Raw genomic sequence first — 14,826 nt, 5'->3', positions numbered from 1 at the left:
CCGAGCCCCGGTCCACGAAGTCACTTCCTGGAGTACCAGAGCACGATCGCGTCGAGTTCGGCCTTGGGCCCGGTCGCCAGGGTCCGTACGACGCGCCCGGTCGCGTCCATCATGACGACGTCCGTGTTCCCGCCGTCCGGCCTGGACCCGAGGAAGTGCTGATCGTCCAGCCAGCCGCTGTAGCCGACGCCCTTGGGCAGCCGGATCTCGCCCTTCCTGGCGCCGGTCTTCTCATCCCAGACGCAGATATTGTGCGAATTCTCCCGGCATTTCGTGGCGAAAATCGTCCCCAGGGCCGTCCGCTCCGCCTGCCTCACCACCAGCTCCCCCAGCCCCGAGAAGGCCCGCAGCTGCCTGCCGTCGAGGTCCAGCGCCCGTATCACTCCACCGGGCGCCTGATACAGCACGCTGGCGTCGTCGGAGCCCCACACATAGCGGATCCTGCCCGCCCCGGTCACCTTGGTGACCTTGACCGACCCGGCGACCGGGTCCACCACCGCGAAGCCCACCGCCCGGTCCGACGCGCTGGTGTCGATGACGGTCGCCAGCAGCCGCCGCCCGTCGCCGGACCAGCGCGGGGCCATCAGCGTGGCGGGCTTGTCCACGGTACGCAGCTCGCGCTCCCGGCCGGTGCGATCGCGCAGCCGGATGGTCTCGAAGTCGTCCCGCTTGAGCCGGGTGAAGGACAGGGACGCGACGTAGCCGCCCCCGGGCGAGGTGATCGGCTCCTCCCACATACCGAAGAAGGAGAAGGCGCCCGTGGCCGGATCCCGCACGTACGTCGGGTAGGTGCCGGTCTTGCGCTGGTCGTGGTAGGAGGACACCCAGACGGCGTCGGCGGGGTTCTCGAACAACGTGATGCGGGTGTCCGGGATCTTCAGCTCCGACTGCGACGTGAGCGCCATCGGCCCCGGACGCGGCACCGGCAGCGGCGCCGGGGTGGGCGCGGGCGGCCTCGGCGCCGGCGCGGGCCTCAGGAGCAGTACGGTGGCCGCGACCGCCAGGGCGGTGCCCGCCGCCCCGGCCATCAGCGGCCATCGCCTGCGGGCACGTGCGGGAGGCGTGGGAGGCGCCGCGGACTGGCGGCCCTCGGCCAGCAGCCGCTGCGCCCCGGTGTCGCGCAGCGCCTGCTCCGGCAGGCGGTGCCCGAGCAGGGTGAGCAGCGCCCGCGCCGCCGTGGGGCGGGCCCTCGGCTCCTTGGCCAGGCAGCGCGCGGCCAGGTCCCGCAGGTCGCCGTCGAGGCCGCCGAGATCGGGCTCGGCATGCATGATGCGGTTGATCAGCGCGGGCAGGGCGCCCGTACCGAACGGCGGTCGCCCCGTCGCGGCGGCCACCATGGTCGCGGCCCACGCGAACAGATCCGAGGCCGCCCCCGCCGGACGGCCGTCGAACTGCTCGGGAGCCATGTACGGCGGCGTCCCCACCAGATGCTCGCCGCTCTCCGACTCCCCCAGCGCGCGGGAGATGCCGAAGTCGATCACCCGGGGCCCGTCCCTGCTGAGCAGCACGTTGCCGGGCTTGAAGTCCCGGTGCACGACTCCCGCCTGGTGGATGGCGGCCAGCGCGGTGAGCGTCCCGATCGCCAGCCGCCGCAGCTCCGCCCCGCGCAACGGGCCCCGCTCCTGGATCACCTCGGCCAGCGAGGGGCCGTCCACGTACTCGCTCACGACGTACGGGGTGCCGCCGAGCTCCCCGCTGGCCAATACCTGCGCGGTGCAGAACGCCTTGACCCGGCGCGCGTACCCGATCTCCTGGCCGAAGCGCGCCAGCGCGTCGGGTTCGTCCAGGCCCGCGCCCAGCATCTTGATCGCCACCCGCGTCCCGTCGGTCGACTCGCCCAGGTAGACGACGCCCTGGCCGCCCTCCCCGAGCCGCCCCACGACGCGGTGGCCGTCGATCTGGACGGGGTCGCCCGTGGCCAGCGGTTTCATGAGCGGGGCACCGGCGCGTACTGCAGCAGGGCCGGCTTCTTGGTGGAGACGTCGGCCAGGACGCGTGCGGTCTTGCCGAAGAAGTCGATGACCTGGACGACCTCGGTGTCCTTCTTCTTACCGGGATCCTGCACGAGGAGGTGCTTGTCGTTGAACCAGCCGATGAAGCTGCCCTCGGCGGTCCCGGAGGGCACCGTCGCCAGCCGGGCGCCCGTCCGGGCGTCCCAGACGCAGTAGTCCTTCTCGCCGCCCGGGCAGATGGTGGCCAGCCGCTTGCCGGACGGCGAGAACCACTGCGTGCCGCGCGGCAGGCCGAGCCAGTGCCACGTCTTGGTGACCTCGCCCGACATGTCGTAATACTCGATCCCACCCCGCTTGCCGTCCCAGTAGCCCCGGACGATCGAGCCGTCCGGGGCGAAGGTGTAGGCGAGGGACGGGTTGTCGAGGTACTCGGTCTCGACGTGCACGGCCTTCCTGGTGGCCAGGTCGACGACCACGAACCCCACGAGCCGCCACGGTTCCTTGCTGGTGTCGTGGACCGAGAGCAGCAGCCTGCCGCCGTCCCTGGACCAGACGGGATTCAGGTGCTGCAAGGGTCTCTTGACCGTGCTGACGACGAAGGATTCGCCGGTGGACATCCTGGTGAACTTGATCTGGTCCAGCTCGGAGGTCTGGAACTTGAGCATGGGGTTGAGCGCCACCCAGTCACCGCCGGGCGAGATGACGGGCTGCTCGCCCGTACCCACGGCCTTGAACGTGCCGTTCCTGTCCCGGGCGTAGGACGTGTACTTGTCGGTGGAGCCCATGTAGGCCATCATCCGGACCGGGTCCTTGGAGTGCTCGTGCAGCGTGATGCCGATCGCCGGCAGCTCCGTGTCCTTCTCCGCCTTCTTCTCCACCGCCTCCAGCGGCGCCTCCGTCTGGGCCGACGTGATCGTGGGCGTGCCCGCGGGGGTGGCCGAGGTCGTGGCGGCGGCCGTGCTCCTGGCCGGCGTGGGGTCACCGGCCACGGCGTACACGCCCGCGCCCGCCACGAGCGCCCCGGCGGCGAACGCGGCCACCAATGCCGGCACGCTCCCGCCCCGCCGGGCCGGCGGCTTGGTCTCGTGGACCGGCGGCGCGGCGACCTCCACCCGCCCGGTCAGGAACGACGTCTGGCCGACCAGCCGCAGCAGCACCTCGCTGGCGGCCGGCCGGGCGGCCGGATCCTTGTCCAGGCAGGCCACGATCAGGCCGTGCAGCTCGCCGAGGTCGGGCAGGTCCGGCTCGCCGTTGACGATGCGATCGACGGTGCCGCTCATGGAGCCGCCCTCGAAGGGCGAGGCGCCGCTCGCGGCGAACACCATGGTCGCCGCCCACGAGAACACGTCGGCCGCCGGCTCGGCACCACCGCCGCGCAGCCGCTCGGGCGCGGTGTAGGCGGGCACGGCCACCTTGCGGGTCGAGACGGACGCCTCGGCCATCGCCTGTTCCAGGCCGGCGTCGAGCACCCGGGGCCCGTCGGGGCCGAGCACCACGTTGCCCGGCCTGATGTCGCCGTGGACCAGCCCCGCCTGGTGGATGGCGACCAGCGCGGTGATCGTGCCCGTCGCCAGCCGGTAGAGCCCGACCCCGCCGGCGGATCCGCCGACCTCTTTCAGCGTGGGACCGTCCACGAGCTCCGTGACGAGGTACACCTGCTCGTCGTGCACGCCCATATCCAGGATCTGCGCGCTGCCCACCGCGGACGCGGCCCGCAGCGGCTCCATGACCCGCAGGAAGGGCTCGGCCTCCATCTCGGCCGGTAACAGGCGGACGACGACGGCCTCCCCGGTCCTGGAGATCCCGGCGAAGACGCCGGACCCCAGCCGCCCGCTCAACCGGTATTCCGCGACCTCCGCGGGATCTCCCGCGCGTAAATCCGTGATCTCCGGCATGCCGCGCTCAAGCCTTCCGTCAAGGCCCAGTCCTGATCAGCATTATGTCCGCGAACACCCGCAAAGGCAGCAAAACGGGTCAAGGTTCATCACGCGATCGGTCAAGAAGACGCGCGTGAAGCCCTCCGCCGTCACCATTGCCCACACCGCCACAAAGCCCGCAGCGTCACGAAGGGCGGATTTCTACACTGGAGGGGTGCCCGAAGGAGATGCCGTCTACCGCACGGCCGCCCGCCTGCGGGGCGCGCTCGACGGGCGCGTCCTCACCCGGTCGGACTTCCGCGTCCCCCGGCACGCCACCGCCGACCTCACCGGCCGCGCGGTCGTCACCACTGTCTCCCGGGGCAAGCACCTGCTCACCCGCGTCGACGGCGGCCTCACCGTCCACACCCACCTGCGCATGGACGGCAGCTGGCAGATCATGCCCGCCGGCCGGCGCACCGCCCCCGGCGACCGGGTGCGGCTGATCCTGGCCAACGAGCAGTGGCAGGCGGTGGGGATCAAGCTGGGGATGGTGGATCTCGTCCGCACGGACGACGAGGCACGCCTGGTGGGCCACCTGGGGCCGGATCTGCTCGGCGCGGACTGGGACCCGGACGAGGCCGTGCGAAGGCTGCGAGAGGCACCCGACAGGACCATCGGGGAGGCGCTGCTCGATCAGCGCAACCTGGCGGGGATCGGCACGATCTATCGCGCCGAGACCCTTTTCCTGCGCGGAATCTGGCCGTGGAAGAAGGTCGGGGAGATCGAGGATCTCAACGGGCTCGTGTCACTGGCCCAGCGACTGCTGGACGCCAACAGGGGACATGCGGGCACGGTGACCACAGGCGATCGCCGCCCGGCGAATCAGACCTGGGTCTATGGCAGGGCAGGGAGACCCTGTCGCCGATGCGGCACCCGCATCAGCCGTGGGGAGATGGGGGCGCAGCCACAGGAACGGCTGATCCTGTGGTGTGCTGGCTGCCAGCCGCGTTAGGCAGCCACCATGTCCTTGACTTCGGGGAACACGGAGTCGGAAATCGACCCGGGAACCGTCTCCGAAAGGGGCAGCCGCTCGTGCTCGGGCACGTCGGCAAGCACAGGGGCAGCCTGGAGCTCCGCCAGCGCGAACTGGTCGGAAACCTCACGCAACACCTGCGAAAGCGGCACTCCGAGCGCGCCGCAAATGGACGCGAGCAGCTCGGACGAGGCCTCTTTCTGGCCACGCTCCACTTCGGACAAGTAACCGAGCGAAACCCGGGCCAGCGTGGACACCTCGCGTAGCGTGCGTCCCTGCCGCACCCGCAACCGCCTCAGCACGTCGCCGAGCAGCTGACGCAGCAGAATCATCTGTCGCTCCCTCCCCGGCGCGGATGTCTTCACCACGCCCCGCGCGATCGGATCGTGCCGCACATTGGTCTTCTTAGCTTCGTACATACTCCTCGCCGTCATCACTGGGCGTCGCCGCCCCTGGACCGCCGCTCGTGCCTCGTTGCGCGACTCATCAGGCCCGCCTGCCGGGCGCTCGGTGCTTGCAGTTGGCTCACGGACCTCACTCACAGCTCCACCGTACCCGTATCCACCGACACCGCGTCAGACCGCGCATCGCATGTTCGCTCGGGACGTAACACGGTAATCACCCGGAATGTTCCCCTATGTTCGCCTTCAGCACACCTGACAGTAGATCGACTGCCTCGTCCACCGTCTCTACCCTGATACGTTCACGCGACCCTTCAAGGCTCAATTCCCGGGCCCAAATCCGCCCGCCAGGCCCGCAGACGGCGATGTGCACGGTGCCGACGGGCTTGCCGTCCTGCGGCTCCGGCCCGGCCACCCCCGTCACGGCCACGCCGTACGTCGCCCCGCACAGCCGCGCGACCCCCGCCGCCATGCCCGCCGCCACCTCGGGGTGCACCGCCCCTTCGCGCCGCAGCAGCCCCTCCGGCACTCCCAGCAGCTCCCGCTTGAGATCGGTGGCATAGGAGATGACCCCGCCCCTGAACGCCTTGGAGGAGCCGGAGACCGAGGTGATCGCCGCCCCGATGAGCCCACCGGTCAGCGACTCGGCCACGGCCACCGTGGCGTCCTGGGCCACCAGCATCGCCAGGGCCTCGGCCACGTCAGCCATCGCTCACTCCGATCACTCCCCGCGCGCCTGCCTGGCCACTTTACGCAGCTTCAGAGCCCGGAAGATGTAGTCGGCGCCCGTGACCACGGTGACGACGGTCGCCGCGCCCATCACCACCCACCGGACGGGCCCCGGCACGAAAGGCAGGAGATAGAGCACGATGGCGGCGATCTGCAGCACGGTCTTGACCTTGCCGCCGTAGCTGGCCGGGATGACCGCGTGCCGCAGCAGCAGGAACCGGAGGATCGTGATGCCCACCTCCCTGCCGAGGATCACGATCGTGACCCACCACGGGAGCTCGTCGAGGATCGACAGGCACACCAGCGCGGCCCCGGTGAGCGCCTTGTCGGCGATCGGGTCGGCGATCTTGCCGAAGTCGGTGATGAGGCCGTAGCGCCTGGCCAGCTCCCCGTCGAGGTGGTCGGTGAACGAGGCCACCGCGAACACCGCCAGGGCGGCCACCCGCCACCCCGTGCCGGGCAGGAAAAGACAGACGACGAAGAAAGGGACGAGCGCCAACCGGAGGACCGTGAGGACGTTGGCGATGTTCCACGGGCTTACCACGCGGCGCTCGTCCCTTTTCATGGACCGGCCTTGATGCGCGCGATCAGGTCAACCCCCTCGGCATCGACCACGAGCGCGCGCACGATCTGCCCCTTGACCAACCCGATGCCCTGAACCGTGACGGAGCCGTCGACCTCGGGCCCCTGGTGGGCCGCCCTGCCCTCGTAGCCGCCGTCGCCCAGGTCGTCGTCGATCAGCACGTCGACCTCGGTGCCGATGCGCTCTTCCGCGCGCTGGGCGGTCAGCTCCTCGGCCAGCTCGGTGAGCACGCGCACGCGCTCGTCGATGACCTCCTGCTCCAGCTTGCCCGGCAGCCCGGCCGCCTCGGTGCCGTCCTCGTCGGAGTAGCCGAACACGCCGATGACGTCGAGCCTGGCCGCCTCCAGGAACCCGACCAGGTCGCCGAACTCCTCCTCCGTCTCGCCCGGGAAGCCCACGATGAAGTTGGAGCGCACGCCCGCCTCGGGGGCGCGCTCGCGGATGCTCTCGAGCAGCCCGAGGAAGCGCTCGGGGTCGCCGAAGCGGCGCATCCGGCGCAGCACCGTGCCGCTGGCGTGCTGGAAGGACAGGTCGAAGTAGGGCACGACCCCGTCGGTGCCGGTGAGCACGTCGATCAGGCCGGGGCGCAGCTCGGCCGGCTGGAGATAGCTGACGCGCACGCGCTCGATGCCCTCGACGGCCGCGAGCTGGGGCAGCAGCTTCTCCAGCGCCCGCAGGTCGCCCAGGTCCTTGCCGTAGGAGGTGGAGTTTTCGCTCACCAGGACGAGCTCGCGCACGCCCCTGTGGGCCAGCCAGTCGGCCTCGGCCAGCAACTCGTCCGGCTTGCGCGAGACGTAGGAGCCGCGGAAGGCCGGGATGGCGCAGAACGAGCAGCGCCGGTCGCAGCCCGAGGCCAGCTTGAGCGAGGCCACGGGGCTCTCGTCGAGCCGCTTGCGCAGGACCCGCGGCCCGCTGGCGGGCGCCAGGCCCTCCGGCAGGTCGCCGTGGCCCGGGATGTTGGCCTTGGGCGCGCCGGCACGATCCACCGGCGAGATGGGAAGCAGGGTGCGGCGGTCGCGTGGCGTGTGCGGCTTGAGCGGCCGGCCGGCGAGCACGTCGTCGAGACGGCCGCCGATCTCGGCATAGTCGTCGAAGGAGATGACCGCGCTGGCCTCCGGCAGAGCGTCGGCCAGCTCGTTGCCGTAGCGCTCGGCCATGCAACCCGCGGCCACCACCTTGGCGCCGGAGTCCGCGGCGGCCAGGAGGGTGTCGATGGAGTCTTTCTTGGCCGAGTCAATGAAGCCACACGTGTTGACGACGACGACCTCGGGGTCGTCGTCGCCCAGCTGCCAACCGGCAGCCTCGAGTCGCGCGGCCAGCTCCTCGGAGTCGACCTCGTTGCGCGCGCAGCCCAGAGTGATCAGCGATGCGGTTCGGCGGGATGACATGGTGAACACTACGGTATCGGGAGTTGGCCACCACCCGATGCACGGGATCCCCCGCGTGACCTCCGCGTGACTACCGGGACTGCGGTTTCGGCGGCCCGAACGAGCGCCGCACGACGTCTCCCCGGCCGCCCAGCCGCTTCACTTTCTTGCCGTTGACGTGCAGTGTCACGGCCCCGGCGTCGGCCAGCAGCACGTTGACCTTCTCGGCCGCGCGCCAGGTGGAGGTCTTTCCCGCCTTGAGCGTGCCGGCGAACAGCTTGTGCCCCTCGGCGTCGTGCACGTTGACGTACGACGACCGCTTGGCCTTGATACGCACCGTGACCATGTTCTTGGCGTCCATCTTGGACGGAGAGGGCTTGGGCGACTCGGTGATGGGTGTGTTCGGCGGGACGCTGGGCCGGGCCGAGGCCACCCGTACGTCACCCGTACGCACCTGGTCGCTCGCGCCGCCCAGCACCCGCATCATGCCGAAGACCACCACGATGGCCAGGGCCACGCCCAGCGCCATCGTCCAGTTGGGCCCCCGCCGCTCCGGCAGGTGGATCTTGCGGTCGGCCTGGAACACCGCCGAGGCCGCGACGGGCCGAGGCACCCCGCCGTGTTGCTGGTCATAGAGATGGACAGTGGCCTCGGGGTCCAGCCCCACCGCCTCGGCCACGGCTCTGACGTGCCCCCTGGCGTAGAAGTCGCCGCCGCATTGGCCGTAATCATCCTGCTCCATGCACTGGATGATCGCCTCGCGGATCCTGGTGGCCGCGCTGACCTGCGCGACCGTCAGTCCGGCCGACTGCCTGGCCGCGGCCAGCATGGCTCCGATGCTCTGCTCCTGCACAGCGAAACGCCCCCCACCACAGCGACTACTCTTCGTGGTGGTACATATTCAATCAGTTATCGCCGTGCAAGCACGCATTGGGGTCATTCGCCACGCAGATCAGCCAGCAAACCCGGCAGATCGTCGGGCTTCACGAGCACCTCGCGCGCCTTCGAGCCCTCGCTCGGGCCGACCACGTTGCGGCTCTCCAGCAGGTCCATCAGCCGGCCGGCCTTGGCGAACCCGACCCGCAGCTTGCGCTGGAGCATCGAGGTCGAGCCGAACTGCGTGGTCACGATCAGCTCGGCCGCCTGGACCAGCAGGTCGAGGTCGTCGCCGATCTCCTCGTCGATCTCCCGCCTGACCGGCGCCGCCGCGACGTCCTCGCGGTATTCGACCTGCATCTGCGCCTTGCAGTGCCCGACGATCTCGGCGATCTCCTTCTCGGAGACGAACGCGTTCTGGATCCGGATCGGCTTGCTCGCGCCCATCGGCAGGAACAGCGCGTCGCCCTGGCCGACCAGCTTGTCGGCGCCCGGCTGGTCGAGGATGACCCGCGAGTCGGTCAGCGACGAGACCGCGAACGCCAGCCTGGACGGCACGTTCGCCTTGATCAGGCCGGTCACCACGTCGACCGAGGGCCGCTGCGTGGCGATCACCAGGTGGATGCCCGCCGCGCGGGCGAGCTGCGTGATGCGCACGATCGAGTCCTCGACGTCGCGCGGGGCCACCATCATGAGGTCGGCCAGCTCGTCCACGATCACCAGCAGGTACGGGTAGGGCTGGTAGACCCGCTCGCTGCCCGGCGGCGGCTGCAGCTTGCCCGCCCGCACGGCCTTGTTGAACTCGTCCACGTGCCGGAACCCCGACGCGGCCAGGTCGTCGTAGCGCCGGTCCATCTCGCCCACGACCCATTCCAGGGCCTCGGCGGCCTTCTTCGGGTTCGTGATGATGGGGGTGATCAGGTGGGGGATGCCCTCGTACACGCTGAGCTCGACCCGCTTGGGGTCCACCAGCACCATCCGCACCTCGTCCGGGGTGGCCCGCATGAGGATGCTGGTGATCAGCCCGTTGACGCAGACCGACTTACCGGCGCCGGTGGCGCCCGCGATGAGCAGGTGGGGCATCTTGGCGAGGTTCGCGACGATGGTCCGGCCCTCGACGTCCTTGCCCAGGCCGACGATCATCGGGTGGTGGTCGGCCTGCGCCACCTGGGCGCGCAGCACGTCGCCGAGTGCCACCAGGTCCTTGTCGGCGTTCGGGATCTCGACCCCGATCGCCGACTTCCCCGGAATGGGAGACAGGATGCGGACATCTGCGGACTTGACCGCGTACGCGATGTTCTTCGTGAGCGCCGTGACCTTCTCCACCTTCACGGCCGGCCCGAGCTCGATCTCGTAGCGCGTCACCGTCGGCCCGCGGGTGAACCCGATCACCTGCGCGTCGATGGTGAACTGCTCCAGCACGCTGGTCAGGGCGTTCACCACGGTCGTGTTGGCCTTGGTCTGCGGCTTGGGCGCCGTGCCCGGCTTGAGGAACTGCAGGTCGGGCAGGCTGTACGGCCCCGCCTGCGGCGACAGCACGAGCTGCTCGACCTTGCGCGGCGCGGGCGTCGGCTGCGGCGGCTCGGGCTTGCGCTCGAGGTCGGGAGCGGGCGGCTCCTCCTCGTCCGTGAGCCCCGGCACGATCTCCGGCGAGTGATCGGCGCGCTTGTCCTTCTCGGCCAGCACCGGCGTGTCATAGGGCTTGATGATCTCGCCGTCCTCGCCGAGCTCGGGCTTCTTGGCCCTGACCCGCTTCTTGGGCGGCGACTTCGGCTGCTCGGTCTCGGCATGCCGCTCGAACAGCAGGTGCTTGAGCTCACCCAGCCGCTCGGGGATCCGGTGCACCGGGGTGGCGGTGATCACCAGCACGCCGAACCCGGACAGGAGCAGCAGCAGCGGGATCGTGACCCACGGCGGCAGGATGCTCATCGGCGGCGCCGACACGATGAACCCGATCATGCCGCCCGCCTGCGACACCTTGTCCATGCCCTGGCCCTCGCCGGCCGGATAGGGGGTGTCGTTGGCCACGTGGATGACGCCGAGCACGCCCACCAGCAGCGCGGCCCAGCCGATCACCATGCGCCCGGTGTCGGCGTTCTGGTCGGGGTGGCGCAGGTAGCGCCAGGCCAGCAGCCCGAGCAGCAGCGGCAGCGCCCAGGCCAGCGAGCCGAACACGCCGCGCACGGTCGCGTTGACCACACCGGCCACCGCACCGTCGGAGTTGCGCCACGTCATGGCCGCGAGCACGATCGCGCCCGCCAGCACCGTCAGGCCGACGCCGTCGCGGCGGTGCGCGGGATCCAGCTCGCGGGCGTTCTTGCCGAGCGCCCGCGCCGCGCTGCCGATGCCGTTGGCGAGCAGCATCCACAGCCCGACGACCAGCTTGCCGATCATGGTGAAGACCCAGCTGATCGGGTCGGGATGGGTCACCGAAGACCTGCGGCCGGAGGCGGCTCCCTTCGCCCTGGACCGCCCCGCCGACGTGGTCCCGCGCTTGACGGGGGTCGAGCGAGACGAGGTCGACCGCTTCGCCGGCCCCTTCGATGCGCTTTTCGGCGTACGGGTGGCCATGATGCCAAAGGTACGACGGAGACACCGCTGTACGCGCGTAGGCTCGCCGGTGTCCTGGCAACCGCGTTACGTCCCCGGCGTGTTGCGTTCATTCCCTGACCCGGGTCGTGGAGACCGCCTCGAAGGCGGACTGCATCGCCGCCACCCGGTCGGCCAGGTCCTTGACCGCCTCCCGGACCCCCTCGTCCTCCGAGGCGGCCCCGGACATGCCCGCCAGGCGCGACTCGACCGCTCCCAGCCGCTGCGCGAAGTCCGCCAGGGCCTCGTGGTCCTGGACGAGCTGGGCGAGCAGCGCCGCCTGCTCCATCAGCACGGCGGTCTTGCGGAACAGCTCCATGAAGACCGCCACCTTGGACCGGAGCACCCACGGGTCGAAGGGCTTGGTGAGGTAGTCGACCGCGCCCACCGCGTATCCCCGGAAGGCCGCGCCCGAGCTGGGCTCGGTGCCGGTCAGGAAGATGATGGGCACGTCGCGGGTCTGGTCGAGCCGCTTGATGTGGGTGGCGGTCTCGAAGCCGTCCATGCCGGGCATGAGCACGTCGAGCAGCACGACCGCGAAGTCGTGGCGCAGCATCAGCTTCATCGCCTCGGGCCCCGACCTGGCCTTGAACAGCAGTTGCTGCAGCGGCCTGAGCACGGCCTCCAGCGCGATGAGACTTTCCTCGTTGTCGTCCACCAGCAGGATCTTGACCTGACGGTTCATCCGTCGCTCTCCCCCTCTCCCGCGAGCCACCCCCGCATCACCTCCAGGAGCTGGTCGAGGTCAACGGGTTTGGGCACGTAGTCGGAGGCGCCGCAGGAGATCGTCTTCTCCCGGTCGCCCGGCATCGCCTTGGCGGTGAGCGCGATGATCGGCAGGTCGGCGAACCTCGGCATCTCCCGTACGGCGGCGAGCGTCTCGTAGCCATCCATCTCGGGCATCATCACGTCCATGAGGACGAGCGAGATCTCCTCGTCCCGCTCCAGCGCCTCGATGCCCTCCCTGCCGTTCTCGGCGTAGACGATCTCCATGCCGAGCCGGCCGAGCACGTGGGTCAGGGCGTACACGTTGCGGATGTCGTCGTCCACGATGAGCACCCGCCGGCCCGCGAACACCGCCGCGAGCGGGCCGTCCTTGAGCCGGGTGAGGTTGGGGGCGGACTGCCACAGGTCCTCGCCGTCCGCCGCCGGCCACTCGGCGTGCGGCGGCGCGGCGCGGGTCTCCGCCGCCTCCGGCGAGGGCTGCTCCACCGCCCACTCGGGCTCGCCGGCCAGGTTGGAGGCGGGGCAGCTGGCGGGCACGTACAGCGTGAACGTGCTGCCCACGCCCGGGGTGCTGCTGGCGTGGATCTCGCCGCCGAGCAGGCGGGCGATCTCGCTGCTGATCGACAGGCCCAGGCCGGTGCCGCCGTATTTGCGGCTGGTGGTGCCGTCGGCCTGCTGGAAGGCGCCGAAGATGGCCGGCAGCTTGTCGGCCGCGATGCCGATGCCGGTGTCGCTGACCGCGAACGCGATCATCGGGCGGCCACCGGGATCCGGCCGGTCCTCGGCGACCGAGACCGCCAGTCGCACCTCCCCCGCGGAGGTGAACTTGACCGCGTTCGACAGCAGGTTGCGCAGGATCTGCTGGAGGCGGCGCTCGTCGTTGTACAGCTCGCGCGGGGTGCGCGGGCCCACCTCGATCTCCAGCTTGAGCCCCCGGTCCACGGTGAGCGGCCGGAAGGTGGCGTCCACGTAGTCGAGCAGCTTGCTCAGCGGCAGTTTCTCCGGGCGTACGTCCATCCGCCCGGCCTCGATCTTGGACAGGTCGAGGATGTCGTTGATGAGCTGGAGCAGGTCGCTGCCGGCGTTGTGGATCGTGGTGGCGAACTCGACCTCCTGCTCCGACAGGTTCTCCTCGGGGTTGTCGGCCAGCAGCCTGGCCAGGATGAGCAGGCTGTTGAGCGGGGTGCGCAGCTCGTGGGACATGTTGGCCAGGAACTCCGACTTGTAGCGCGAGGAGGTGGCCAGCAGGTGGGCCTTCTCCTCCAGCGCGGCGTTGGACCTGCGCAGCTCGGCCTGCTGGCGCTGCAGCTCGTCGGAGCGGCCCTGGAGCTGCTGGGCCAGGCGCTGCGACTCCGACAGCAGCGCCTCGGTGCGGGCGTTGGCGATGATGGTGTTGATCGCGACGCCGATGGTGACCACGAACTTGTCGAAGAAGGCCAGGTGCACGTCGCTGAACCGGCTGAACGAGGCCAGCTCGATCACCCCGAGCACCTTGTCCTCGAACACGATGGGCAGCACCACCACACTGGCCGGCGCGGCCTCCCCCAGCCCCGAGTGGACCTTGATGTAGCCGGGCGGCACGTCCTCGAGCAGGATGCGCTTGCGCTCCAGCGCGGCCTGCCTGATCAGGCCGGGCCCGGGAGTGCCCTGGCCGGGCAGCACGTCGTGGGCGGCGCCGTAGCCGGCGATGAAGGCCAAGGAGCCGTCGAGCGAGTCGGCGTCGGTCAGGAAGAAGGCGCCGTACTGGGCGTTGACCAGCGGTGTCAGCTCGCGCAGGATCAGGTCGGCCACCTCGACCAGGTTCCGGTGCCCCTGCATGAGGCCGGCGATGCGGGCCAGGTTGCTCTCCAGCCAGTCCTTGGCGCGGGTGGTCTCGCGCAGGTTGGCGACCATGAGGTTGACGTTGTTCTTCAGCTCGGCGACCTCGCCCTTGGCCTCCAGGCTGATCGAGCGGCTCAGGTCGCCGTTGGCCACGGCGCTGGCCACCTCGGCGATGGCGCGCACCTGGGTGGTGAGGTTGCCGGCGAGCTCGTTGACGTTCTTGGTGAGGCGTTCCCAGGTGCCGTAGACGCCCTCGACCTCGGCCTGGCCGCCCAGCCTGCCTTCCGAGCCGACCTCGCGGGCCACCCGGGTCACCTCGGAGGAGAACGACGACAGCGTGTCGACCATGGTGTTGATCGTGGTCTTGAGCTCGAGGATCTCGCCCCGGGCGTCCACGTCGATCTTCTTGTACAGGTCGCCGTTGGCCACGGCGGTGGCGACCTGGGCGATGTTGCGTACTTGGCTGGTGAGGTTGGAGGCCATGAAGTTCACGTTGTCCGTCAGGTCCTTCCACACCCCGCTCACCCCCCGCACCTGCGCCTGACCGCCCAACCGGCCCTCCGTGCCCACCTCGCGGGCCACCCGCGTCACCTCGTCCGCGAACGCCGACAGCTTGTCCACGGTGGCGTTGATGGTGTCCTTGAGCTGCAGGATCTCTCCGCGCGCGTCCACGGTGATCTTCTTGGACAGGTCGCCGTTGGCGATGGCCGTGGTGACCATGGCGATGCTGCGTACCTGGCTGGTGAGGTTGGAGGCCATGAAGTTCACGTTGTCCGTCAGGTCCTTCCACACCCCGCTCACCCCCCGCACCTGCGCCTGACCGCCCAACCGGCCCTCCGTGCCCACCTCGCGGGCCACCCGCGTCACCTCGTCCGCGAACGCCGACAGCT

At 70.3% G+C, this 14,826-nt stretch carries 11 protein-coding genes; 1 reads left to right on the top strand and 10 read right to left on the bottom strand.

The features are described 5' to 3' along the window. Positions 1-20: 20 nt before the first annotated feature. Together ACBJ59_RS43070 and ACBJ59_RS43065 are read right to left on the bottom strand one after the other, a co-directional pair. Positions 21-1,931, bottom strand: coding sequence for a protein kinase (locus ACBJ59_RS43070; protein ID WP_375115871.1), 1,911 nt, complete (start codon positions 1,929-1,931; stop codon positions 21-23). Next, the gene (locus ACBJ59_RS43065; RefSeq protein ID WP_375115870.1) at positions 1,928-3,847 is read right to left on the bottom strand and encodes a protein kinase; all 1,920 of its coding nucleotides are present in this window, start codon (positions 3,845-3,847) and stop codon (positions 1,928-1,930) included. The genes ACBJ59_RS43070 and ACBJ59_RS43065 overlap by 4 nt, the downstream gene beginning before the upstream one ends. Positions 3,848-4,043: 196 nt before the next feature. Here ACBJ59_RS43065 and ACBJ59_RS43060 point away from each other — a divergent pair, with 196 nt between their 5' ends. Further along, positions 4,044-4,823: a DNA-formamidopyrimidine glycosylase family protein gene (locus tag ACBJ59_RS43060; protein WP_375115869.1), complete on the top strand. Its 780-nt coding sequence runs from the start codon at positions 4,044-4,046 to the stop codon at positions 4,821-4,823. Here the strand turns inward: ACBJ59_RS43060 and ACBJ59_RS43055 are convergent. The 8 genes from ACBJ59_RS43055 to ACBJ59_RS43020 form a co-directional block, all read right to left on the bottom strand. Beyond that, positions 4,820-5,176: a helix-turn-helix domain-containing protein gene (locus ACBJ59_RS43055; RefSeq protein ID WP_090929002.1), complete on the bottom strand. Its 357-nt coding sequence runs from the start codon at positions 5,174-5,176 to the stop codon at positions 4,820-4,822. The genes ACBJ59_RS43060 and ACBJ59_RS43055 overlap by 4 nt on opposite strands. A gap of 286 nt (positions 5,177-5,462) precedes the next feature. Next, a complete protein-coding gene (locus tag ACBJ59_RS43050; RefSeq protein WP_375115868.1) occupies positions 5,463-5,954 on the bottom strand; it encodes a CinA family protein in 492 nt (163 codons plus the stop codon). A gap of 12 nt (positions 5,955-5,966) precedes the next feature. After that, a complete protein-coding gene (gene pgsA / locus ACBJ59_RS43045) occupies positions 5,967-6,539 on the bottom strand; it encodes a CDP-diacylglycerol--glycerol-3-phosphate 3-phosphatidyltransferase (RefSeq protein WP_364128255.1) in 573 nt (190 codons plus the stop codon). Next, the gene (gene rimO, locus ACBJ59_RS43040) at positions 6,536-7,945 is read right to left on the bottom strand and encodes a 30S ribosomal protein S12 methylthiotransferase RimO (RefSeq protein ID WP_375115867.1); all 1,410 of its coding nucleotides are present in this window, start codon (positions 7,943-7,945) and stop codon (positions 6,536-6,538) included. The genes pgsA and rimO overlap by 4 nt, the downstream gene beginning before the upstream one ends. A gap of 70 nt (positions 7,946-8,015) precedes the next feature. Further along, positions 8,016-8,777, bottom strand: coding sequence for a helix-turn-helix domain-containing protein (locus ACBJ59_RS43035; RefSeq protein ID WP_375115866.1), 762 nt, complete (start codon positions 8,775-8,777; stop codon positions 8,016-8,018). 83 nt (positions 8,778-8,860) lie between these two features. Next, the gene (locus ACBJ59_RS43030) at positions 8,861-11,371 is read right to left on the bottom strand and encodes a DNA translocase FtsK (protein ID WP_375115865.1); all 2,511 of its coding nucleotides are present in this window, start codon (positions 11,369-11,371) and stop codon (positions 8,861-8,863) included. A gap of 88 nt (positions 11,372-11,459) precedes the next feature. Beyond that, complete coding sequence (locus tag ACBJ59_RS43025) at positions 11,460-12,074, bottom strand: two-component system response regulator (protein WP_375115864.1); 615 nt, start codon at positions 12,072-12,074, stop codon at positions 11,460-11,462. Beyond that, on the bottom strand, positions 12,071-14,826 hold a 2,756-nt coding region (locus tag ACBJ59_RS43020; protein WP_375115863.1), incomplete at its 5' end, for an ATP-binding protein. The genes ACBJ59_RS43025 and ACBJ59_RS43020, both read right to left, overlap by 4 nt.

This window comes from Nonomuraea sp. MTCD27 (assembly GCF_041950495.1).
In the GTDB taxonomy this organism is placed as follows: domain Bacteria; phylum Actinomycetota; class Actinomycetes; order Streptosporangiales; family Streptosporangiaceae; genus Nonomuraea.
Note: the sequence above shows the minus strand (reverse complement) of the source record. Positions and strands in the feature narration are given on the sequence as shown.